Annotated in this window: 28 protein-coding genes; 10 read left to right on the top strand and 18 right to left on the bottom strand. The window is 73.8% G+C overall.

Annotated features, from left to right (window positions below; genetic code table 11):
• Positions 1 to 157: 157 nt before the first annotated feature.
• Both ACYP53_RS20485 and ACYP53_RS20490 read right to left on the bottom strand, forming a co-directional pair.
• Complete coding sequence (locus ACYP53_RS20485) at positions 158 to 1,075, bottom strand: siderophore-interacting protein (RefSeq protein ID WP_459648424.1); 918 nt, start codon at positions 1,073 to 1,075, stop codon at positions 158 to 160.
• Between the two features lie 7 nt (positions 1,076 to 1,082).
• Positions 1,083 to 2,132 (bottom strand): ABC transporter substrate-binding protein, encoded by a 1,050-nt coding sequence (locus ACYP53_RS20490; protein ID WP_189914365.1) that lies wholly within the window; start codon positions 2,130 to 2,132, stop codon positions 1,083 to 1,085.
• Positions 2,133 to 2,330: 198 nt separating this feature from the next.
• Here ACYP53_RS20490 and ACYP53_RS20495 point away from each other — a divergent pair, with 198 nt between their 5' ends.
• From ACYP53_RS20495 to ACYP53_RS20505, 3 genes are all read left to right on the top strand, one after another.
• Positions 2,331 to 3,428, top strand: a complete 1,098-nt coding sequence (locus ACYP53_RS20495; protein WP_459648425.1) for a FecCD family ABC transporter permease — start codon at positions 2,331 to 2,333, stop codon at positions 3,426 to 3,428.
• The gene (locus ACYP53_RS20500) at positions 3,425 to 4,456 is read left to right on the top strand and encodes a FecCD family ABC transporter permease (protein WP_459648426.1); all 1,032 of its coding nucleotides are present in this window, start codon (positions 3,425 to 3,427) and stop codon (positions 4,454 to 4,456) included. The genes ACYP53_RS20495 and ACYP53_RS20500 overlap by 4 nt, the downstream gene beginning before the upstream one ends.
• Positions 4,457 to 4,632: 176 nt before the next feature.
• Positions 4,633 to 5,115 (top strand): hypothetical protein, encoded by a 483-nt coding sequence (locus ACYP53_RS20505; protein ID WP_373313683.1) that lies wholly within the window; start codon positions 4,633 to 4,635, stop codon positions 5,113 to 5,115.
• Between the two features lie 305 nt (positions 5,116 to 5,420).
• Here ACYP53_RS20505 and ACYP53_RS20510 read toward each other — a convergent pair whose 3' ends face one another.
• The 12 genes from ACYP53_RS20510 to ACYP53_RS20565 form a co-directional block, all read right to left on the bottom strand.
• A complete protein-coding gene (locus ACYP53_RS20510) occupies positions 5,421 to 6,215 on the bottom strand; it encodes an SDR family NAD(P)-dependent oxidoreductase (protein WP_459648427.1) in 795 nt (264 codons plus the stop codon).
• Positions 6,216 to 6,465: 250 nt separating this feature from the next.
• Positions 6,466 to 7,911, bottom strand: a complete 1,446-nt coding sequence (locus ACYP53_RS20515; RefSeq protein WP_459649798.1) for a complex I subunit 5 family protein — start codon at positions 7,909 to 7,911, stop codon at positions 6,466 to 6,468.
• A 374-nt stretch (positions 7,912 to 8,285) separates the two neighbouring features.
• Entirely contained in the window at positions 8,286 to 8,633 is a 348-nt protein-coding gene (locus ACYP53_RS20520) for a sodium:proton antiporter (RefSeq protein ID WP_459648428.1), read from the bottom strand.
• Positions 8,633 to 9,385, bottom strand: a complete 753-nt coding sequence (locus ACYP53_RS20525) for an MnhB domain-containing protein (RefSeq protein ID WP_189914372.1) — start codon at positions 9,383 to 9,385, stop codon at positions 8,633 to 8,635. The genes ACYP53_RS20520 and ACYP53_RS20525 overlap by 1 nt, the downstream gene beginning before the upstream one ends.
• Entirely contained in the window at positions 9,382 to 9,690 is a 309-nt protein-coding gene (locus tag ACYP53_RS20530; protein ID WP_189914373.1) for a Na(+)/H(+) antiporter subunit B, read from the bottom strand. The genes ACYP53_RS20525 and ACYP53_RS20530 overlap by 4 nt, the downstream gene beginning before the upstream one ends.
• Positions 9,687 to 9,989, bottom strand: a complete 303-nt coding sequence (locus ACYP53_RS20535) for a cation:proton antiporter (RefSeq protein WP_189914374.1) — start codon at positions 9,987 to 9,989, stop codon at positions 9,687 to 9,689. Before ACYP53_RS20535 ends, ACYP53_RS20530 begins: the two co-directional genes overlap by 4 nt.
• A gap of 74 nt (positions 9,990 to 10,063) precedes the next feature.
• Positions 10,064 to 10,354 carry a monovalent cation/H+ antiporter complex subunit F gene (locus ACYP53_RS20540; RefSeq protein ID WP_189914375.1) on the bottom strand — a complete coding sequence of 97 codons (291 nt, stop codon included), beginning with the start codon at positions 10,352 to 10,354 and terminating at the stop codon, positions 10,064 to 10,066.
• A complete protein-coding gene (locus tag ACYP53_RS20545; protein WP_189914376.1) occupies positions 10,351 to 10,824 on the bottom strand; it encodes a hypothetical protein in 474 nt (157 codons plus the stop codon). Before ACYP53_RS20545 ends, ACYP53_RS20540 begins: the two co-directional genes overlap by 4 nt.
• Positions 10,825 to 11,241: 417 nt before the next feature.
• Positions 11,242 to 11,565, bottom strand: coding sequence for a plasmid stabilization protein (locus tag ACYP53_RS20550; RefSeq protein WP_459648429.1), 324 nt, complete (start codon positions 11,563 to 11,565; stop codon positions 11,242 to 11,244).
• A 715-nt stretch (positions 11,566 to 12,280) separates the two neighbouring features.
• A complete protein-coding gene (locus ACYP53_RS20555) occupies positions 12,281 to 12,496 on the bottom strand; it encodes a hypothetical protein (RefSeq protein WP_459648430.1) in 216 nt (71 codons plus the stop codon).
• Between the two features lie 320 nt (positions 12,497 to 12,816).
• The gene (locus tag ACYP53_RS20560) at positions 12,817 to 13,053 is read right to left on the bottom strand and encodes a DUF6296 family protein (protein WP_189914379.1); all 237 of its coding nucleotides are present in this window, start codon (positions 13,051 to 13,053) and stop codon (positions 12,817 to 12,819) included.
• Between the two features lie 456 nt (positions 13,054 to 13,509).
• On the bottom strand, positions 13,510 to 13,968 hold the full coding sequence (locus tag ACYP53_RS20565) for an SRPBCC family protein (RefSeq protein ID WP_189914380.1): 459 nt from the start codon (positions 13,966 to 13,968) through the stop codon (positions 13,510 to 13,512).
• Positions 13,969 to 14,271: 303 nt separating this feature from the next.
• On the opposite strand from ACYP53_RS20565, the gene ACYP53_RS20570 reads away from it, so the two are divergent.
• From ACYP53_RS20570 to ACYP53_RS20580, 3 genes are all read left to right on the top strand, one after another.
• On the top strand, positions 14,272 to 14,718 hold the full coding sequence (locus ACYP53_RS20570) for a Rieske (2Fe-2S) protein (protein WP_229928406.1): 447 nt from the start codon (positions 14,272 to 14,274) through the stop codon (positions 14,716 to 14,718).
• A gap of 170 nt (positions 14,719 to 14,888) precedes the next feature.
• On the top strand, positions 14,889 to 15,545 hold the full coding sequence (locus ACYP53_RS20575; RefSeq protein WP_189914381.1) for a HemK2/MTQ2 family protein methyltransferase: 657 nt from the start codon (positions 14,889 to 14,891) through the stop codon (positions 15,543 to 15,545).
• 25 nt (positions 15,546 to 15,570) lie between these two features.
• The gene (locus tag ACYP53_RS20580) at positions 15,571 to 15,786 is read left to right on the top strand and encodes a CDGSH iron-sulfur domain-containing protein (protein ID WP_268256543.1); all 216 of its coding nucleotides are present in this window, start codon (positions 15,571 to 15,573) and stop codon (positions 15,784 to 15,786) included.
• Here ACYP53_RS20580 and ACYP53_RS20585 read toward each other — a convergent pair.
• Positions 15,739 to 16,755: an iron-containing redox enzyme family protein gene (locus tag ACYP53_RS20585; RefSeq protein ID WP_459648431.1), complete on the bottom strand. Its 1,017-nt coding sequence runs from the start codon at positions 16,753 to 16,755 to the stop codon at positions 15,739 to 15,741. The two genes, ACYP53_RS20580 and ACYP53_RS20585, sit on opposite strands and share 48 nt — an antisense overlap.
• Positions 16,752 to 16,919 (bottom strand): hypothetical protein, encoded by a 168-nt coding sequence (locus ACYP53_RS20590; protein ID WP_189914637.1) that lies wholly within the window; start codon positions 16,917 to 16,919, stop codon positions 16,752 to 16,754. Before ACYP53_RS20590 ends, ACYP53_RS20585 begins: the two co-directional genes overlap by 4 nt.
• Before the next feature lie 144 nt (positions 16,920 to 17,063).
• Between ACYP53_RS20590 and ACYP53_RS20595 the strand changes: the two genes are divergently transcribed.
• Together ACYP53_RS20595 and ACYP53_RS20600 are read left to right on the top strand one after the other, a co-directional pair.
• The gene (locus ACYP53_RS20595) at positions 17,064 to 17,699 is read left to right on the top strand and encodes a YhjD/YihY/BrkB family envelope integrity protein (protein WP_459648432.1); all 636 of its coding nucleotides are present in this window, start codon (positions 17,064 to 17,066) and stop codon (positions 17,697 to 17,699) included.
• A gap of 118 nt (positions 17,700 to 17,817) precedes the next feature.
• Positions 17,818 to 18,390 carry a flavin reductase family protein gene (locus ACYP53_RS20600; RefSeq protein WP_189914384.1) on the top strand — a complete coding sequence of 191 codons (573 nt, stop codon included), beginning with the start codon at positions 17,818 to 17,820 and terminating at the stop codon, positions 18,388 to 18,390.
• Here the strand turns inward: ACYP53_RS20600 and ACYP53_RS20605 are convergent.
• Positions 18,378 to 18,536 carry a hypothetical protein gene (locus ACYP53_RS20605; RefSeq protein ID WP_459648433.1) on the bottom strand — a complete coding sequence of 53 codons (159 nt, stop codon included), beginning with the start codon at positions 18,534 to 18,536 and terminating at the stop codon, positions 18,378 to 18,380. The two genes, ACYP53_RS20600 and ACYP53_RS20605, sit on opposite strands and share 13 nt — an antisense overlap.
• A 333-nt stretch (positions 18,537 to 18,869) precedes the next feature.
• On the opposite strand from ACYP53_RS20605, the gene ACYP53_RS20610 reads away from it, so the two are divergent.
• Both ACYP53_RS20610 and ACYP53_RS20615 read left to right on the top strand, forming a co-directional pair.
• Entirely contained in the window at positions 18,870 to 19,466 is a 597-nt protein-coding gene (locus ACYP53_RS20610; RefSeq protein WP_189914387.1) for a GNAT family N-acetyltransferase, read from the top strand.
• Between the two features lie 110 nt (positions 19,467 to 19,576).
• On the top strand, positions 19,577 to 20,476 hold the full coding sequence (locus ACYP53_RS20615; protein WP_459648434.1) for an aminoglycoside phosphotransferase family protein: 900 nt from the start codon (positions 19,577 to 19,579) through the stop codon (positions 20,474 to 20,476).
• A gap of 145 nt (positions 20,477 to 20,621) precedes the next feature.
• On the opposite strand, the gene ACYP53_RS20620 is transcribed toward ACYP53_RS20615, so the two are convergent.
• A complete protein-coding gene (locus tag ACYP53_RS20620; protein ID WP_459648435.1) occupies positions 20,622 to 20,993 on the bottom strand; it encodes a hypothetical protein in 372 nt (123 codons plus the stop codon).
• Positions 20,994 to 21,402 lie beyond the last annotated feature (409 nt).

Consider the following 21,402-nt stretch of genomic DNA (forward strand, 5'->3'; position numbering starts at 1 on the left):
TGCCGAACTTGGCCAGAATCAGTGCACGACTCAGCGGGCCCAACGCGGCGTCCACTCCGGGGAGTTGATCGCCCGCGTCCATGACGGGAGTTTGCGCTCCCCCACTCCGGGCGCTCGCCCCGGATGGTCTCCGCCGACACCTTGCCGACGACACCGGTCACGCCTCGGCGCGCAGCTGCTCCTCGGAGGCGCCACGGCGCCAGTAGCCCGAGAACTCGATGTTCCCGCGGTGGAATCCGCGTTCCCTGACGAGGTGTCGCCGCAGCGCCTTGACCGCGCCGGACTCGCCCGCGATCCAGGCGTAGGGCACTCCCGGCGGCAACTCGGCGGCGCGCACCGCGTCGGCCAGCGCACCATCGCCGGACGGGCCTTCCGCGCCGCGGACCAGCCAGGTGATCTCCACCTCGGCCGCGCTCGCCAGGTCCTGGACGTCCTGCGCGTGCGGGACCTCGATCCAGGCCTTGGCCTTGGTGCCGGCCGGCAGCCAGTCCAGGATGCCGCCGAGGGCGGGCAGCGCGGTCTCGTCGGCCGCCACCAGCACCCAGTCGGTGCCGGGCGGCGGCCGGAAGCCCACACTGCGGTTGTCCGCCACCGCCGGGCCGAGCAGCACCACCCGGTCTCCTGGCGAGGCCTGCGCGGCCCACCGGGAGGCCGGCCCGGCGGCGCCGGCCGGGTCGTCGGGCCCGGTCCCGTGCAGCGCGAAGTCCACGTCCAGCTCGGCGGGTTCGGCGCGCTGGGCGCGGACGGTGTAGGAGCGCAGCACCGCCTGCTGCTCGGGCGGCACCGACCGCCACCGCCGGAACCAGCCGTCGCCGGTGCGGTCCGGCAGCAGCGGGGCCGGCTGCCCCGGCTGCGGCAGGAAGAGCGAGAAGCTCTGGTCCCGCCCGCCGGAGGCGAAGCCGGCCAACTGACCGCCGCCGAAGGTGATCCGGGTCAGGGTGGGGCCGAGCCGGTGGGTCCGTACGACGTGGGCGTCGAAGAAGCGGAACTGCCCGGCCACGATGCCCGGGTCGTCCGCGCTCCCGACGCCGACGTCCGCTACGGCGCCGGGCTCGGTGGCTGGTTCGGTGGCCATCAGGCGGTCACCCGACCTTCTTGGCGGACTGAACGGCCTTGGCCAGCCGTTCCAGCAGCGGGGCGGCGCCGGCGTACGAGAAGCGCGGCACCGAGCTCCAGGGGGTGATCTGGCCGGCCTTCACGGCGGGCAGCTGGGCCCAGGCCGGCTTTCCGGCCAGGTCCTTGGGCTGGAGGGCGGTGCCGCGGTCGTCCAGGAGGAGCAGGTCGGCCTGGTACTTGCCCGCGTTCTCCCAGCTGAGGCTCTCGAAGTAGCCGCCCTGGTCCAGCTTGTCCGGGACGATGATGTCCACGCCGAGCTGCGCGAAGTACATCAGGTCGGTGCTGATCCCCGGGTTGGAGGCGTAGAAGAGGTCGGCGCTGCCGGAGCAGGCCAGCACCTTGATGCCGCCGGCCGCCTTGGCGGCCTGCCGTACGCTCTCGGCGGCCGCTTCGAAGCGGGCCTTGGCGTCGGTGACCTTCTTCGCCCCCAGGTCGGCGCCGAGCGACTCGGCGAGCTTGGCGTAGTGCTCGATCGGCTGGGTCATCGGGACCCGGGCCACGGTGATCGCCGCGACGGTCGGGTTGAGCTGGAGGATCTTGTCCTTGCTCTCGTCCGGCACGTACCAGAGGGCCCCCGGGTCGTACATGTGGGTCACCAGCAGGTCCGGCCGGAGCGCCGCGTACTTCTCGATGCCGAACTCGCCCCAGGAGTTGCCCAGGATCTCGACCTTGTCGACGTTCAGGTCGCCGGCCTGCGGGTCGGCCTTGCCGTCCGCGGTCCTGGTCTCGCCGAAGACGCCGACGATCTGCTTGTCCAGACCGAAGTCGACCAGGGCGGCCGCGGTGCCGGTGAAGGCGACGATCCGCTTGGGGGTGCTCGGGGCGGTGAGCGTCTTCGGCTGGTCGTCGGTGAAGGCCCACGAGCCGTTCCTGGCTCCGCCGGCGGGCGCGGCGTCCGGGGCGTCGGTCCTCGGACCGCCGCTTCCGCAGGCGGTCAGCAGCGCGCCGAGGGTGGTGGCACCGCCGACTGCGAGCAGGCCGCGACGGGACAGTTGACTGGCGGTTCGGGAGTGCATGGCGGTTTCTCTCTCGCGATGACAGGGCCGGTGAGGGCTTCGTGTCGGGGAGCGCAGGGCTCAGGCAGGGGGGCGCAGGGCGCGGGCAGTGGCAGCGGAGCCACGCCGGAACATAGGTTAACCTAACCTAAGTTCGTGTCCGGAGAAGGGGTGCCAGATCCTCTCCCGGCCCTCACCGCCGAGCCCGGAGCCACCGCCGTGTCCGTCCCAACGTCGCCGCAGGTCACAGGAGACGTCCCCGCCACCGAGCCGGGCCCGGGCCCGGGTACGGCCCCGGCCCACCCGACCCCAGCCCGCCCGCCCACGGCCCGCACCGCGCTGCGCACCGGCGGCCTCCTGGCCGCCCTCCTGGTCCTGCTCGCCGTGCTCGCGCTGAGCATCGGCGTCGGCGCCAAGTCGCTGACGCCCGGCCAGGTCTGGCACGGGCTGCTGGACCCCACCTCGCCCGACTACGCCGTCGTCCACCGGATGCGCCTACCCCGCACCCTGCTCGGCCTGCTGGCCGGCACCGCGCTCGGTCTGGCCGGCGGCGTGATGCAGGCCGTGACGCGCAACCCGCTCGCCGACCCCGGACTGCTCGGCATCAACGCCGGCGCGTCCGCCGCCGCCGTCACCGCCGCCTCCCTGCTGGGGGTGGCCACCTTCGACGGCTACGTCTGGTTCGCCCTGGCCGGCACCGCGGTCGTCTCCGTCCTGGTGTACGCGGTCGGCGGCGGACGCGGGGCGACCCCCGCCCGGCTCGCGCTGGCCGGGGCCGCGCTCAACGCGACGCTCTACTCCTACGTCAGCGCCGTGATGCTGCTGGACACCAAGTCACTGGAGCGCATGCGGTTCTGGACGGTCGGCTCGCTCGCCGACGCCCGGCCCGAGACGGTGCTCACGGTGCTGCCGTTCATCGGCGTCGGACTCGTGCTGGCCCTGCTGCTACCCCGACCGCTGAACGCCCTCGCGCTCGGCGACGACACGGCCCGAGCCCTCGGCACCCGGCCCGCACCCGTGCGCGCCGCCGCCATCCTGTCGGTCACCCTGCTCTGCGGCGCGGCCACCGCGGCCTGCGGCCCGATCGTCTTCGTCGGGCTGATGGTCCCGCACCTGGTCCGCGCCCTCACCGGACCCGACCTGCGCTGGCTCCTCCCCTACTGCGCGGTGCTCGCCCCGGTCCTGCTGCTCGGCGCCGACGTGCTCGGCCGGGTGCTGGCCCGCCCCGGTGAACTCCAGGTCGGCGTGGTCACCGCCGTACTCGGCGGGCCGTTCTTCCTCTCCTTCGCACGCCGCGGAAAGGTGGCCCGGGTATGAGCACGATCCGCTCCCGGACCGACAGGCGGTCACTGACCTACCGCCCGCGCGCGCTGGCCGCCGGCGCCAGCTGCGCGCTCCTGGTCCTGCTGGTCGCCGTCCTCACCTTCGGCAGCGGCGACTACCCGCTCACCCCGGCCGAGGTGCTGCGCGCACTGACCGGCGGCGGCACCCCCGCCGAGGACTTCGTCGTCAACCAGCTGCGGCTGCCCCGGGTGGTCACCGCCCTGCTGGTCGGCGGCGCGCTGGCGCTGGCCGGCGCGCTCTTCCAGTCGTTGGTGCGCAACCCGCTGGGCAGCCCCGACGTCCTCGGCTTCACCCAGGGCGCGGCGGCCGGCGCGCTGCTCGTGGTGGTGGCCGGCGGCAGCAGCCTGGCGCTGGCCGGAGGAGCGGTCGCCGGCGGCGTGGTCACCGGCGCCGCGGTCTGCGCCCTCTCCTGGCGGCACGGCCTGCACGGCGGCCGGCTGGTGCTGGTCGGCATCGGGACCACCGCGATCCTCACCGGCGTCAACGGCTACCTGTTGACCCGCGCCCAGCTGATGGACGCGGCCCGCGCCATGCTGTGGCTGACGGGCAGTCTGGACGGACGGGGCTGGCGGGACGCCGTCCCATTGCTGGTCGCCCTGGCCGTCCTCGGCCCACTGGTACTGCTCGGCTGCGGCCGGGCACTGCGGACGCTGGAGCTCGGCGACGACACCGCCGCTGCCCTGGGCGTACGGGTCGAGCCGCTGCGCCTGGGTCTGCTGGCCGTGGCCGTCCTGCTGGCCTCGCTGGCGGCGGCCGCCGCCGGTCCGGTCTCCTTCGTGGCCCTGACCGCCCCTCAGCTGGCCAAGCGGCTGACCAGGGCCCCCGGGCCGAACCTGCTGACGTCGACGCTCACCGGCGCCGCCCTGCTGGTCACCGCCGACTGGGCAGGCCAACGGCTGGTCGCCGACCACCAATTGCCGGTCGGCGTGGTGACCGGCGTCCTCGGTGGCGGCTACCTGGTCTGGCTGCTGGCCGCCGAACGCCGGGCGGGCCGGATATGAGTTCGACGTGCTCAAGGCCGCTCCCCGTCACGGGAAATTCACAGATTGGGGTCTACTCGCATAGACAACGGTGGGCCATCCTGGTGCGATGCCGGTGCTCCAAGCCCCTCGCGCCGGAGCACCGCCGCGTCACAGCCCTGCGTACGACCCCTTCGTCCCACCGTCCTCACCGGGAGATGCAGATGAAGCCACGCACCGCAGCCACCGTCGTCGCCCTGACCGTGGCCGGCCTCGCCTTCTCGGCGCCCACGGCCGGCGCCAGCGGCACCAAGCTGTCGCAGTCGGCGGCCGCCGGCCAGTTCAGCAGCGCCGGCATCACGTGGAGCTCCAGTGGAGGCTGCACCACCAGGTCCAACTCCACCTGCACCTCGTTCGAGCAGATCAACTCGGGCACGGTGAGCGCCATCATCACCCTCAAGCGGGCCAGCGGCTGTGCCATCAACATCACGGGCGGGACGGAGGTGGGCCACGCCTCCGGCACCTACAGCCACTACAACGGCTACAAGGTCGACATCGCCCGCAACTCCTGCATCGACGGCTACATCCAGAACAGCTTCACCTACATCGGCTACCGCGGCGACGGCTACCCGCAGTGGAAGGCCGCGTCGGGCAACCTGTACTGCAACGAGGGCAACCACTGGGACATCCTCGTCTACTGACGCCGCGACCGCGGGTGCCGGCACCCCGAAGGGCGCCGGCACCCCGGAAGCGTGTCAGTCGGTATGCCGACACCGGATCCGCATCAGGCCCGGGGACGGGCATGCTCCGCGACCGTCTCGTCGAGGACCACGTCGATCGCAGTCGCGGCGATCCGCTACCGCTCGCAGCAGTTGGAGGTTCCGTGACCGCACAGGTCTCGCGGTTGGTCGGAGCGACGCCGGGCAGTAGACCGTGAGCGCGCGGGGCTGATCCCACACCTCCACGCACTGTACGAGGTCGCGGTGGGGCGTCCCCCGGTTCGTGTTCAGGCGCCGGCGCCGCCGTCGACCGGGACGATCGCGCCGGTCACGTACGAGGCCCGGTCGCTGAGCAGCCACGCGGCCACCTCGGCGACCTCGCGGGGCTCGGCCATCCGGCCGAGCGGTGTCGCCGCGGCACTGGCCTCGATGACGCCGGGGGTCGCCGCCTCCCACTCCTCCGTCATCTCCGTGGCCGTGCCGCCGGGAGTGATGCCGTTCACCCGGATGCCCTCCGGGGCCCAGGTCACCGCAGCGGTCTCGGTGAGGCTGTTGAGCGCGCGCTTCATCGCGCCGTACGCGGGCAGGGGCGGTACCGCGCGGCGGCTGCCGATGCCGGAGGTGTTGACGATGGCCCCGCCGTCGTTCCGCCGCATGAGCGCGGCCTCGGCGGTCATGGCGGTCCAGTGCGAGCGGAAGTTCACCGCGAACTGCCCGTCGATGTCCGCGTCGCTCGTGGTGTCGAGCGGGCCGGGCCGCTGCTGGGCGATCCCGCCGTTGTTGAAGGCGCCGTCGAGCCGTCCGTGCAGCTCCTCGACGCGGTCGACGGCGGCGCGGATGCTCGCGGGGTCGGCGAGGTCCAGGGTGACGGCGTCGGCGGCGCCGCCGTCGGCGCGGATCTCCTTCACGATGCGGTCCAGGGCGTCGGTGCTGCGGGCGGCGAGCACGACGACGGCGCCTTCGGAGGCGAAGAGCCGGGCCGCGGCCGCCCCGACGCCGCGGCTGGCACCGGTGATGAGGATGACCTTGCCGGCGAGCAGGCCGACGGGCGCGCTGCCGGCGGAGTTCGTGTTGTTCGTCATGGCAACAGCGTCCGGCCGGCCGCCGGCCGGATACAGGCACAGGCTGTACCCCCTCACCCTCACGGAACGCGACCAGTACCTCGTGCTCTTCACCGCGCCGCCGGGATCCCCCGGCGCCGAGGCTCTGGCTCTTCTGGCCGTCCTCGGCGCCCGGGCGAGCGACTACCCGCGGTAGCGCCCCGGCCGGCCACGGCGGGCACCGCCGCCGGCCAGGGTGGCTTGCCGATCCGGTCGGCCGCGGTCTCGGGATTCAGATCTGGACGGCGATGGCGACGCACAGCACCGCGACGCCGAGGGCGAGCCAGGCGAGGTAGTCGCCGAGGTGCCCGGAGTGCTGGCGCCGCAGCGCCCGTACGGCCCGGGCGGCGGGATGCCGGGAGCGACGTGCGGGGATTTCCCGGTGGACCGCCGTACCGGCCAGGGCGACCGCGATGCCGGCGGACAGCAGGCCGAGCAGCACCCCGGTTGCGGTCCAGTCGGCGGCCGGGACGGGTCCGGGCGGTGCGTCGGGCTGGGTGAGGACGGCCGCGGTGTAGCCGGCGGGGTCGGTGAAGACGGCCGCCCCTCGGGCGAGGGCGGCGGCGACGTCGGGCAGGGCGCCGACGAGCGCGGCGAGGGCGAGGAGTGCGGCCGGGACGACGGTCATGGTGGGCGGCAGGGTGCGCCGGGGGGAACGGATCTCGGGTTCCTCGCCCTCGCCGGTGGTTTCCTCCTCGCCCGGCCGGTTGCGCGGGACGGGGCCGGCGCCCCAGAAGATCCGCAGGGCCGCGCGCAGTACCGCGGCTCCGGTGACGGCGGAGGCGGCGACGAACACGGCGGGCAGCCACGGCTGCCAGTGGCCCGCGGCGTCCTCGCCCAGGGCCTTGCCGAGGCCGGTGCCGAAGGGCGGCAGTCCGGCCAGTGCCAGGGCGCCGGCCAGGAACAGCACGCCGACGGTGCGCAGTTCACGCCCCCTGCCGTGCAGGCCGTGCTCGTCGACGCTCCCGAAACGGTCCAGCAGTACCCCGCTGAGGGCGAAGAGCGCGGCCTTGACCAGGCCGTGCGCCGCGACGTACACCGCCGTCCCGACCACGCCGTCGGAGGTGAGCAGGGCGACGGAGACGAGGAACAGGCCGACGTGGCTGACGGTGGAGAAGGCGAGGAGCCGCTTGAGGTGGCGCTGCTGCCAGCACATCAGGGCCCCGAGCAGGGCGGTCAGGAGGCCGAGGGCGGTGAACGTGGTGCGGAAGGCCTGGTGGGGGATGCCGCCGGGGCCGGAGAAGACGGTCCAGTAGACGCGGGCGATGCCGTAGACGCCGAGTTCGACCATCGCGCCGGACATCAGCATGCACACCGGCGTGGGGGCCACGGCGTGGGCGTCGGGCAGCCAGAAGTGGAACGGTACGGCGGCGGCTTTGACCAGCAGGGCGGTGGCGATGAGGACGAACGCGGCCACGGTCAGCACGTCGGTGTGGTGGGCGGCCAGCTGTCCGCCGAGGCGGGCGAGGTTCAGTTCGCCGGTGCGGGCGTAGAGGAGGCCGATGCCGAGCAGGGAGCAGTAGGCGGCGAAGGAGGTGACGATGCCGAAGGTGAGTGCCCCGTGGAGGGGGCGGGGGTCCTCGATGTGGTAGCCGGTCAGAGCGTAGGCGGCGGCTCCCATGAGTTCGAAGAAGACGAAGGCGTTGAACAGGTCTCCGGTGAGCGCGAAGCCGGCCATCCCGGCCTCGAACAGCAGGATCAGGGCCGGGAAGGCGCCGGCGTGCTCGCCGGTGGGTTCGTCGAAGTACCGCCAGGCGTACACCACGACCGCGAGCACCAGGACCGCGACGAGGAGCGCGAGTCCTGCGCCGATGGGGTCGGCCGCGAGCACGATGCCCAGTCGGGCGGGCCAGCCGCCCAGGTCCGCCGTGGCGAGGCGCCCGCCGCTGTGGGTCCACAGCAGGACGAGGCAGACCACCTCCGCCCCGGCGCAGCCGGTGGCCAGGATGTCGCAGCCGGTCCGGGGCAGGATCCGGCCGGCGAGGGCGAGCAGCGCCGCCCCGAGCAGGGGGACGGCCACCGCGAGCGGCAGCAGGGCGGCTTCGGTCACGGTCAGCCCTTGAGCCCGGTCAGGGCCCGCGGGTCGACGGTGTGGTGGCGTTTGCGCAGCTGGATGGTGAGGGCGAGCAGCAGCGCGGTGACGGTCGCGCCGACGACCACGTCGGTCAGGGCCAGGGCCTGTACGACGGGGTCGACCACAGGGCGGGTGCCGGGGGTGAGGTCGGAGTAGACGGGGGCGGTCGCGTCGCGGCGGTAGCCGACGGCCAGGAGCAGGAGGTAGGTGGAGGACTGGGCGACGGCCAGGCAGCCGATGGCGTGGATGAGGTTGCGGCTGGTGACCAGACCGTACAGGGCGATGAGCAGGACCCATCCGGCGGCCAGGAAGACCCACGTTCCCATCAGGTGTCTCCGTATCTCTGCTGGTCGGGGTCGGTGAGTTCGACGGCCTGGTCGAGGAAGTGGGCGAGCAGGGCGATCAGGCCGCAGGCGACCTCGACGCCGACCGCGGCGTTGAGGACCGGGACGGTGCCGCCGGAGGTGACGGTGTTGAAGGTGCCCAGCGGCAGCACGTTCTTGAGGAACGCGCCGCCGGCGATCATTCCGGCCAGGCCGATGAGGCTGTAGGACGCGGCGGCGAGCGAGTCCGCGACGTCGAGGACGGCCAGCGGGCGCAGCTTCTTCAGCGCCCTGTAGTCGGCGGCGACGTAGGCCAGGTGGAGGGCGGTGGCCAGGACGACGCCGCCCTGGAAGCCGCCGCCGGGGCTGAGCTGGCCGTGCGCGACGATGTACACGCCCACCACCAGGGTGACGGGCAGGAGCAACGCGCCGAACAGGCGGGTGGTGGGCATGACGCGGTCCGCTTCGGCGCGGCGGTGGCGTTCGTCGCGGGCCCGGCGCAGCAGCAGGGTCGCGCCGAGGACGGTGCCGAAGAGGATGGACTCCTCGCCGAGGGTGTCGAAGGCGCGGATGTCGAAGTTGACGGCGGAGACGACGTTGGCGGTCCGCCGGTCCAGGGCCGCCGCCACCGCCCGCTCCCCGTAGGGGTGGCTGTCCGTCCCGAACGGCGGCAGGTCGGTGCACGCGGCCGTGAAGAACGCGGCGATCACCGCGGCCGCTGCCAGGAACACCGCCAGCCGGGCACGGGCCGTCACTTCTGCTCCCGTCCGTCGTCGCCGGTACCGGCGCGGTCGCCGTCACTGGCGCGGTCGTCGCTGCGGGTGGGGCGGCGGGTGACCTTGCGGACGGTCAGCAGGATCAGCAGCGGGGTCAGCGCGGTGCCCACCGCGAGCTGGGAGAGGGCCACGTCGGGGGCCTGCAGCACCGCGAACACCACCGCGAGGCTCAGGCCGAGCACGGACAGGACGACCGCCTGGCGGGCCGGGTCACGGGTGAGGACCGCCGTGGTGGCGGCGAGGACGACGAAGGCGACGGCGACGCCGATCAGCCACTGGTTCACACCCTGTTCCCTTCTTCCGCCTCGGCCTGGCGCGCGGCTCGGCCGACGGCGATCGTGGTGACCGTCCCGCCGACGGCGAAGACCAGGCCGATGAACAGCGTCTTGGCCGCCGCCCGGCCCGGTCCCTGGTCGACGGCCACGGCCGCGGCGATCAGCGGCACCCCGGCCACCGATGCCGGTGCGAGCGCGTGCAGGCGCATCAGCGTTCCGCGCAGCCGCAGCACCGCGGCCGCGGACAGCAGCACGCAGCCCGTGCCGGCCCACAGCAGGACGAGCACGATCACATGGCGTGGCGTCAATCCGAACTCCCTCCCGCGCCCCCGGTCCGGCGGGCCGCGCGGGGCACGGTCTCGTCAGGTCTCGTCAGGTCTCGTCAGGTCTCGGGCGTGGAACCGTGCGGGTGGGCGTCGTGGCGTTGACCGGCGACGAAGCGCGTGAAGACGAGGGTGCCGGCGGGGGCCAGTACGGCCAGCACCAGCGCGAGGTCCTGGTAGGAGGACCGCTCGTATGCCATCGGGAGCAGCAGGAACACCGCGCCGACCACGGTCGACAGCAGCGACGCCCCCACCAGGCGGCGGATCGTCAGACCGCGCGCCACCACCCACAGGCACGCGGGTGCCGCTCCGGCCAGCAGGACCAGCGAGGCCGCGGCCCAGGCGTTCACCGCGCCGTGTCCGTTCGCGACACGGCCTCTTCGCGCGACACGGCCTCTTCGACCGGACCGCTTTCTGGACGCAGGGCGTGCACGATCACCTCGTCATCGTTCGGGACGTCGATCACGCAGGTGTCCGGTGACGCGGCGATCAGCACGCCGGCCCACCCGGCTCCCGCCCCGCGCCGCATCCGAACCCGCCGCACACCCGCCCCGGCCGGACCGGCGGCCACGGCGGCCGCCAGTACGGCGAGCCCCCGCAGGACCGCGGGCGCGAGCGCGACGAGCGCCCGCACCGCGCCCCGGCCGCCCGCGACGCGGACGCCTGCGGCCAGGCGCATGCGCTGCGCCACGAAAGCTCCGCCGAGCGCGGCCACACCGGCCACCAGCATCTCGACGGGCGACACCGTGCCGATGAAGACCACCGTCAGGCCGATCAGCACAGCACCCCACACCACGATCTCAGCCGTCCTGGCGAGCACCCGGCCTCCTCCTGTCCCGATTGCCTGCTCGTCCTCGGGGCCGTACGCGGACACCCCGTGCGTCCGGCGCCGCCCGGGATTCACCCACGACCCAGTGGCGCCGCCGGCCCCGCTCAGTCGGGAGGCTCCGGCGGGCGGGGGTGCCCGGGTTCCGGCGGGGCCGGCTCCGTGGGCTCACGCGGGCCGAGCGGGGCGGGCGGTTCGGGTGGCGGTTCGGGCGAGCCGGGAGGCGCGGGCGGATCCGGCGACAGGGGGGGGCTCCACCGGCTCCGGCGGGGCGGGCGGCCGTACGGGCTCCGGCGGGCCGGGCGGCCGTACGGACTCCGGCGGGCCGGGCGGCTGCGACGGCTCGGTCGGCGGCAGGGGGTTGGTGTCGGGGTCGGGCGGCACGGGAACGGTACCCACGGTCACCAGCTCCTATCGGCCCAAGGCGTGTTCGAGTTCCTTCTTGTTCATCTTCGAACGGCCGTGGATGTCGCGCTGCCTGGCCTCGTTGTACAGCTGCTCCTTCGTCGGCCCCTGGGCGCCGCTGTGCGAGCGCAGCCCGCCGCGGCGGGAGGAGGAGATGTCCTGCACCGAGCTGCGGCTGGCGGTCTTCGACTCGCCGTGCCGGGCCCGCTCCTTGTTCACGGTGCGGGCCGCGATCTCCTTGGCGCGCTTCTCGCTCTCACCGCGCTCCAGCGCGCTTTCCTTGATGTGCTCGTACTGCCGCTCCCGCTTGGGAGTCGATCCGCGAGGCATGATCACACACTCCTGTCCGATGACTGCGGGACCCGTGTCGCCCGCATCCGTGAGAGGAACCCGCTGCCCGCTCCGGGCAAACCGGCTTGCACCCGTCCGGCCGCGCACCGCGCCCTCCAGACTTGCGCGGCCGCGGGCGATCAGCGCGAGCCGGTCCCCGCGGGCGGCGAGCGCCTCGGCGCAGGCGCGGCCGATGCAGCCGCCGGCCCCGGTGATGACGACGGTGCGGCATGCCGCTTCCACAGGTTCCGTGCTGCTGCGGGTTTCCCCGAATCGGCGCGGCAAACAGCCGCGCGCCGCCGAATCCGGCCGGCCGGCCTCGTGCGTCCGGGCCCGCCCGCACAGCGGGCTGGGCCTCCTCCTGGCCGGGTCGAGCAGGATTCGGGCTCGGTTCAGTCGGGTCGCGTCCGGCGGGTGATCTGCGCCTCGTCCCAGACCTGGCAGGCGACGCCGAGTTTCGGCTTCCCGTGGAACGTGGCGAAGGTGGCGCGCCTTGTCGGCGGTCACGAGGCGGAAGGTGTGCACGCCGAAGCCCTGCATCATCCGGAAGCTGCGCGGCTCAGACCGGCTCGCCCGGCTCGGGGCCGGATGCCACCAGGACGACCCCACAGCCCAGGACCGCACCCGGGCCGACGGCATCGCAGCCCTGCGCCGGTACCGGCTCGCAGGGCTGTCGAACACCGAAGGCACAGGCCGTCGCCGGCTTCGCTCCCGTTCACGGAGCTTGGGCATCCACCTGAGGCTCCTCAGTCCCCTTGTCCTCGTCCTCCTCGTCCTCCTCGTCCTGCGAGCCTTCGGCCTTGGCACGGACGTCCGCCGGGGTAGGCGCCACGATCGACCGTTCCTCCGCCGACCGCTCCCGCGCCTTCTCGCCGCGCCGTGCCGTCTCCTCTTCGGGGGTGTTCGCCGAGCCGTCGTTGGGCGTGTTCATGATGCCGTCCTCTCGCCGATCGCCTCCTCCCGAGCAGAGGAGGCACGGGGCAACCCGCCCCTCGTCCTTACTCCCACACCGGGCGCGTCCGCGCAGCCGGGCTCCCCGTCCGACGGGCGTTCGCTGGGCAATGGCGCTTCCTGACATCGCCGTCCCTGCACGGGCGCCCGCACCGGTGGTGCCGCGCCGGGTTGCCCACGCTGCTCTGGGCCGGCCGGGGGACGCGCCGTGAGGCCGCCGTCGAGGGCCGGCGTGACCCGGTCGGTCCTTGGCCACCTGGTGGATCCCGTAGACGGCCAGTCACGTGGCCCGGAGCCCGGTCAGGGCATGGGTACGGCCTCCAGGCAGGGATGGATCGTCGCGTACTCGGCCGGCGCGGTGAGGATCTCCGCGGTGGTGCCGCTGATCTGAACACGGAACGTGCCGGTGGCGTCCTCGAAGACGGGCTCGCGTGCGGGGCCCAGCTGGTCGGTGAGGTGCACGATGACGGTGCGCGCTGCGGCGTGGGCGCCCGGCACGCCTGGGAGGGCGATGGCGTAGCGTCGGACGGGGTTCATGGTTCTCGGCTTGCGGTTGTGTGGACCCGCTGTGGTCATGGGTCCGCGTTGTCGTTGTGCGGGGGGGGTCTGAAGGGCGTTCGGCAGTGTCTTCGAGGGTGAAGAGGCCGGTCGTTTCGGTGATCGCGAGCAGTCGCTCGACCTGGAGACCGGCCGCCGAGACCACTCGATGTGCTCGTCCGAGCCCGCCCCGGCCACGACGCGGATGCCGACAGCCGCCCGGACGAGCCCGGTCGCGGCGAGGAGCGGGGCCCCGGCGCTGCCGGGGCCCCGGCCTCGCATCCCCTCGCCGCGAAACGCGCAGAGAGGACGTGACGGTGCACGGAGGGCTTCGGCGAGTTCTCGGCCCCTCGTGCACACCCAGCTCCCGGCAGTTGGCCTTCGGCGCGTGCCGTGCGGCGGCCCCGGTCTTTCGGACCGGGGCCGCGGCCAAGGGGTGCGGTCGACGACGGAGGTTCAGCCAGGGGTGATCCGGCCGCGCCAGCCGCCCTCCTCCCGGCCTTCGTGCTCGATGAAGTCCTTGAAGCGCCGCAGGTCTCCCTTGACCCTGCGGTCGACCATGCCCAGCATGTCGCCGGCCTTCTCGGCCATGCCCTCGGGCTGGAAGTCGATGGCCAGGTTGACCCGGGTGTGCCGTTCGTCCAGCCGCTGAAAGGTCACGACGCCCTTCTGGCGCACATCGCCGTCCGTCGTCCGCCAGGCGATCCGCTCGTCGGGCAGCTGGTCGACGATCTCGGTGTCGAACTCGCGGGTGACACCGCCGATGCTGGTCCGCCAGTGGTTGTGGCGGTCGTCCAACTGGGTCACCGCCTCGACGCCTTCCATGAAGCGCGGGAACTCCTCGAACAGCGTCCACTGGTTGTACGCGGTGTGCAGCGGCACGTCGACGTCGACGGTCTCCTTCACCATGCTCATCTGGGGCCTCCTCGCGGATGTGGCGGCCGGGGCCTTCCCGGCCCGCCCGCGCGCCTTCCCGGTGCGCCGCGCCCTAACCACCGACACGTCGTCCCACGAGGCCCCGCCGGTGGTGGCATGGGGCAGCGCACCCGTCCGGAAGGCAGGTTTGGCGGACGCCGGCCCCACCGCGCTCGCGGGCTGGGTCGACTGGGCCCGGCCCGACCCGCCGCGCCGACGCACCGGGCTGGTCCACGCCGCGCCAACACGACCGGCGTACTGCTGTACGGCGCCTCGCTGGCGGCCCGCTGCCGTGGCCGGCGGATGCACGGCCGACTGCTGGGGCTGGCCGGGCTGGCCGCCGTCTCGGCGGGCGCCGCGCTCGGCGGGCACCTGTCCTACCGGCAGGCCGCCGGTCCGAACCGCGCGGCGGCGGTGCCCCTGCTGGCGCCGTCGGACTGGGTCGGGCTGGGCGCGGTCGACGACTTCCCGCCCGCCGAACCCGTCCGCCGCACGGTCGGCGAACTGGCCGTGGTGGTGGTCCGCGACGGGGACGACTGCCATGTGCTCGCGGACCGCTGCGCCCACCTCTCCGGGCCGCTCTCGGAAGGCACGCTGGTGGACGGCTGCCTGCGCTGTCCGTGGCACGGCAGCGAGTTCCGGCTGCGGAACGGCGAGGTGGTGCGTGGACCGGCCACCGCCCCACAGCCGGTGTTCGAGACCCGGGTCCTCTCCGGACACCTGGAGATTCGGCTGACCCGGCCGACCTGACCGGGTCCCACCGGGTCGCTGTCCCGCCCGACACGCCCGCCCGTCGCACCAGCCGGACCGGAGACGGTATGCGTGCGTCCGCAGTCGGCCGTGTGCGGCTTCGGCGGGCACCGGGCGGTTCCGGCCGGCGTCCGAGGTGTGGGCGCCGCCGATCCGGGCAGCCGCCCGGCATGCTGTTGATCAGAGCGCCGGGCGTCTACGCGCCCCAGGGCGACACCGAGCTCCTGCTCTCCTGCCTCCGCAGCGAGGTGCTGGACACCGCCAGCCGGGTGCTGGACCTCGGCACGGGGACCGGTGCGGTGGCCCTCGCCGCGGCCGGGGCGGGCGCGCGGGTCACCGCCGTGGACCTCTCGGCCCGGGCGGTGGCGACCACCTGGGTGAACGCGAGGCTGAACCGCCGCAGGGTGCGACTGCGCCGGGGCGATCTGGCGGCCCCGGTCGCCGGCCAGCGCTTCGACCTGATCACCGCCAACCCGCCGTACGTCCCCACCGGCGACGCCGTGGCACGGCCCGGCCGAGGGGCCGCGCTGGCCTGGGACGCCGGTGCGGACGGACGGCTGCTGCTGGACCGGATCTGCCGGGAGGCGCCGCGGCTGCTGGCAGGGGGCGGGCGACTGCTGCTGGTGCAGTCCGCGCTGGCCGGTGTCCCGGCGACGCTGGCCGCGCTGCGGTCGGCCGGGCTGCGGGTGGCCGTGGTGGCCCGGCGCAGGCAGGCCTTCGGGCCGGTGATGACGGCGCGCGCCGAACTGTTCGAACGCCGGGGACTGATCCGGCCCGGCGAGCGCGAGGAGGAGCTGGTGGTGGTGCGCGGTGTCCGGGAGCGCTGACCGGGCCGCGACCCGGGTGGTCGTCGTGCCGGGCGGGCCGCTGCTGGTCGAGGGTCCGGTGGAGGTGGTCCTGCCGGACGGGACGGTCCGCTTCTGCGACCGCCCGGTGGTGGCGTTGTGCGCATGCCGGCGCAGCCGTCGCTATCCGTTCTGCGACACCAGCCACCGGCGCCGCGCGCGGCCGGAGCGGGCTTCAGAGCCGGTCGTCGGGCAGGCAGAGCCGGTCGTCGGGCAAGGGTGAGCGCAGCGAGGTGCGGCCGGCCCGCCACCGGCCGAGCAGGTGGTCGGCGAACCGGCCGTCGACGACCTCGGCGGCCGCGATGCCGAACGCGATGTCGGCCTCCAACTCGGGTTCGGTGGCGATCAGTTCTTCGATCACACCGCGTCGGACCAGTTGCTCGTGGACGGCGTCGGCTTCGATGTGCTCGCGGTAGAACAGCGTGCCGTCCGGTCCCGCGCCTAGGCGCTGCAAGGCTGCGGCCAGGCGGGCGGATCCGGGCGAGGAGGTGATCTCGACGGTGGCGAAGTGTCCGACGGCGGCGCCGCGCAGCGCACGGTGCAGGCCGAACAGTGTCATCAGGTTGACCACCGCGAGCGCGGGCGCGGGGACGAGGTCGAGGTAGTGCCGGTACTCCGGATCGAGGCCGAAGTCGGCCATCATCCGGGCGAACAGCAGGTGGTGGGCGCGGTCGGGGCGGCCGGCGCCGTACTCGTCGTAGGCCACCGTCATCAGCACCGCCTGGGCGGGGCCGTGGAGCCGTGGCAGCATCCACAGCTGCGGGTCCGCTTCCTTGAGGTGGTAGACCGAGCGGTGCACCAGGTACTCGCGGGCCTGCCACCGTGCGCCCTCGGCCAGCAGGTAGTGGGACGGGCCGGTGCCGTCCGGAGGCTCCGCCAGGAGCCGTTCCAGGGCCTGGCGCAGCGGCCGGACGGGCTCCGCCTCGGTGCGCACCGCGGCGAGGAACGGCCGTTCGAGCCCCCGCCGGTAGGAGAGCAGTTCGGGCTCCCACTCCCAGCCCGGGTGGACCCCGGGCAGACCGCGGTCGTGGAGCTCGTAGCAGAGGTGGAGGGCGAGCTGGTGGTCCTCGCCCCAGGGGTCCGTGGCGGGCTCGGGCGGTGCCGGGAACCGGGCCGCGCCGGACGGTCCGGCGGTCAGCAGGCCCAGCACCGCCTCGGACAGCGGCCCGCGCGGGTCCGGGAGCCGGCTCACCGCCCGCTCCCGCGACCCTCGGTGCAGGCACACAGCACCGCGACGGCGGTGCCCGGGTCGGCCATGGGGCCGAGGCCGAACCCGCGCAGCAGTGCTGCCGCCTCGTGGTCACGGCGCGGTTCGCTCCCGTTCCCGACCAGTGCCGTCTGTTCCCGCCGGTCCATCGTGCCCGCCTCCACGCAGTCGTCGCCCCTGGCACTGAGCGGCTGCCCTGCTTCGGTCGCGTCTAACGTCCGGATGTCGCGGGTGCGGGCCGTCGCGGGGGGCGCCGGGGTGTCGGCCGGCGCATCGCGGGCAGACGCGTCGGCGTGAACCCGATCGAACGAACCCTGCGCGCCCTGGACCGCTTCCAGCAGCGCCACCGCGTTCCCGGTCTGGTCGTCGGTGTCGTCAAGAAGTACGGCGACGACCGTGGCGGGCTGCTCGCCGCCCTCATCACGTACTACGGCTTCGTCGCGCTGATCCCGCTGCTGCTGATCTCGGCGCTGCTGAACGCCACCGTGTGCCTGGCCTGCTTCCGGGTGCTCACGCCCAAGGAGGTTCCCGTCAGGGCGCTGTGGCCGGGGTGCGCGCTGGCCGGCCCGCTGTTCACGCTCCTCCAGGCGTTCGGCGCCCTGCTGGTCACCCACGAACTGCGCCACGCCGGCCAGGTCTACGGCTTCTTCGCCACCGTGATCGGCCTGCTCTCCTGGCTCTACCTGGCCGCCCAGATCACCGTCTACGCGGCCGATACGAACGTCGTGCTCGCCCGCCGGCTGTGGCCGCGCAGCATCCTGCAGCCCCCGCTCACCGACGCGGACGAGGAGGTGCTGTCGTCCGTCGCCCGGCAGGAGGAACGCCGCCCCGAACAGCACGTCGACGTCTCCTTCCACGACGAGGACGGAGGCGAAGGCGTGGCCGGGGCGGAGGGCGACGACGACCGGCCCTCCGGCCCCGGGACGTGACGGACGGACCGGGGGCGTCACGCTGCACCGTGCGCGAGAACGAGGGCCCGGTCTGGTCGCGGGAGAAGTGGGTACGCGCGCGGGGCGACCCACGTACGGCGAGCGTAGGAGGCCCGTCATGGCCGATCCAGTGACGTCAACCGACCGGCGGGGAGACCCGGACGGCCGCACCGTTGAGGGGCCGTCGTACGGGCCCGGACGTGGGGCACCGGCCGAGAACGACTTCGGCGACTTCGCCGCCCTGCTGGACTACCCCGTGTACGTGGTGACCGCCGCCGGGCGCGAGCCGGCCGGCTGCCTGGTCGGGTTCGCCGGACAGTGCTCGATCCGTCCGGCGCGGTTCGTGGTGTGGGTGTCGAAGGCGAACCACACCCATGCCGTCGCCCTGGCGGCGGAGGTTCTCGCCGTCCACCTGCTTCCGCACGACCACCGGCTGGCAGAGCTGTTCGGGGGCCGGACCGGCGACGACACCGACAAGTTCGCCCGGGTCGAGTGGTACCGCGGCCCGCACGGCGCGCCGATCCTCGCCGAGGCACCGGCCTGGTTCGTCGGCCGGGTCCTGGACCGCGCCGACTGGGGGGACCACACCGGGCTGCTGCTCGCGCCGGTCGTGGTCCACACCCCGCCGGGGGCGGTCCCGGTGTCGTCCTTCCGGGACGTGGCGGACATCGAGGCGGGTCATCCGGCCTGACCGGTCCTACGGACCACGGCGCTCCCGACCAGCGCGCCGCCGTAAACGGTGGAGCCGACGCCGATCAGCCAGGACTGGACGGCCGGCACCGTCCCGACGGTGCCGTAGGACCCGACGGTGCCGTAGGAGACGCCGTCGGGCACCACCCCGCGGGGGTGCCCGTGGTCGTCGTGCGGTCAGAGTCTGTGGGCTTCGCGGCCCTGGTGGCCGAACAGGTGGCGGATCCGACCGCCTCGGGCGGGCTCAGCCGGTGTGCCGACGGCCCCGCCACCGGGCCAAAGCACTCAAACGGCGCCATGTCCGGCCGAGCCTCGGTTCCGACCCCTTCTCCGGATCCCCGTCCTCACCCGGCCACGACCTTCACGGAACTCCGGCCAGGGCCAGGTGTCGGAGAACCTCATCAACCGAGACGATCGCGGTGCCCGGCGGGGCGGTAAAGGGGTGGACAGTCTTCCTGCCGCTCGGCGAGCATCTCCGCGATGAACAGCGAACCTCACCCCACCAACCCCAAGCGCGTCCGTTTCGTCGAGCTCAGTGCGAAGGCGCTGCGGGCGCTCGCCGACGGTGACCTCGCCGGCGGCAGCGCCGAGGCGGGCGTGGCCCTCGACCCGCACTTCGTCGGCGACCGGGCCCGCTGGATCTTCGGCTACCGCGCCGACCAGCTCGCCGGGGACCCGTCGGCCGCGCCCTGGATCACGCGAGCCGCGGTGTCCGAACCGGACGGGGCCGTGGTCGGCGACGCCGGGTTCCACGGCCCGCCGGACGAGGACGGCATGGTCGAGGTCGGCTTCACCGTGGTGCCCGGGTACCGCCGCCAGGGCTACGCCCGCGCCATGCTGCGGGCGCTGCTCGTCAGGGCCGCCGCCGAGCCCGGTGTCAGGACCGTACGGGCCAGGGTCAGTGCCGACAACACCGCTTCCCTGGCCACCGTCGCGGGCTTCGGATTCACGCGCGTCGGCGAGCAGGGAAACGAACGTGACGGGCTCGTCATCGTCTTCGAGGTCCCGGCGGAGGCGATTGAGACCGGGCACCCCACCGCCTCGGCGGACACGACGGCCGTCCCGGTCGAGCCCTGACCGGAGGAGGGCCACACAGGCCGTCCCGGACACCGACAGGCCATCCTGTGACGCACTGTGATGGCCTCAACTGCTCGCCGCGTGGGGCGGGCCGACTCGAGGAGTTGTTCTTGGCGACCGAGAGAATCGCGGTCACCCGCCCTGCGATCGACGCCGTACTGGTCAGGCGCATGGTCGATTCGCAGTTCCCGCAGTGGGCCGGTCTGCCCCTGGCACTGCTCGATCCGGCCGGATCGGACCATGTGATCTACCGGTTGGGCGAGGAGTTGTCCGTCCGCCTGCCCCGCCACAGCGGCGCCATCGGGCAGGCCAGGAAGGAGTCCGAGTGGCTGCCCCGGCTCGCCCCGCACCTGCCCCTGGCAGTACCGGTACCGGTGGGGTTGGGGGAACCCGACTTCGGCTATCCGTGGCCGTGGGCGGTGTCCCGCTGGCTGGACGGCGAGGTGGCGACCGTCGAGGCACTGGCCGATTCGTCCGAGGCCGCCGTCGAACTGGCGGGGTTCCTGGAGGCCCTTCAGCGGTTCGAGCCCGAGGGGATCCCGGCTCGGGGCGCTCGCGAGGATCTGACCGTCCGGCCGCTGGTCGCACGGGATCGGGCGACGCGGGCCGCCATCGCCGAGGTCGACGGCGTGTTCGACGGCGCGGCCATGACCGAGTTGTGGGACGCGGCGATCAGCACCCCCGGATGGGATGGTCCTCCGCTCTGGTTCCACGGCGACTTCCACACCGGCAACCTGCTGACCGTCGACGGCCGCCTCAGCGCGGTCATCGACTTCGGCGGGCTCGGCATCGGCGACCCTGCCTGCGACCTGATGATCGCCTTCACCCTGATGTCGGCCGGGAGCCGCGCCGCTTTCCGCACCGCGCTCGGCGTGGACGACGCCACCTGGACCCGAGGCCGCGGCTGGGCGCTTGCCACGGCCCTCAACGCCTACACCCACTACGCCGCCGTCAACCCCCGGGTCGCCGCGCAGACCACCCGTCAGATCACCGAGGCCCTCATCGGGTAGGCAACCGGGGAAAGACACACCGCTTCATGGGGGGGTGCAATGGCCGGCGTGTGGTTACACCGGGCTCGGCGTGGTTGTTCGCCAGTCCGGGGTGGTGCGCTGTAGCTGGCGGCAGGCAACCGCTGCCGGTCGCCGACCTGTCGGCTCAACCCTCGGTGTGGACGGCCCGCGACGGAGCGTTGTGGCCCCGCCGCCGGGCGACCATGCGCCGGAGCAGCGGGTGCGCCGGCAGCGCGACTGCGCCACCCAGCGCGCCGAACAGGACCGGGGCGTTCCACCAGGGCACCAGATCGACGGAACGGCCGTCCGGCCACCGGCAGACGTGCGAGGGCGGGAAGAGCGACTCCTCGATCCGGATGTCCTTGTGCTCTGGTTCCCGGTACGCCACCGGGTCCCACCCGTAGAGCTCGGTGACACAGGCCCGGGTCGGCCGGGTCTCGAAGCCGGACATCATGCCGAGCAGCCACACCACACCCGCCGCCAGTAGGCAGAGCACTACGCCCGCCGTCCTCGCCATGGCCGTCCCCCACTCGGTCGTCCGTTCGTACCGGCCCCGGAGACGATCATGAAGCCGGGTTCGGTTCCCGTTCTCGCAGGCCCGCCCGCCGTCCACTGGCCGTGGGTGCACGCCGTCGTGTCGGCGGGCGGTGAGTCCAGTGGGCGAGCCGGGTCATGCGCGAGGAGCCATCGAGCAGCCGAGCCCGATCGTCGCCGGTGCCTGCGGTGTTGGCAACGCGCTCTGTGGAGACGGCCACCCCTTGGTCGGGAGTCATCCCGCAGCTGCTCGATGGGATCTCCCCAGCCATCGGCCACCTGCGGCCGGGCGCCACAAGGGCGGCCGACCGCAGGTCAGCGAGTTCCGGGGCCGAGGCGGGCTGTCCGGGGCCGCCCGTCTTGCGTCCGCTGACGCGCGCCGGATCACCCAG

The sequence above is a fragment of the Kitasatospora sp. Ki12 genome (assembly GCF_054601375.1).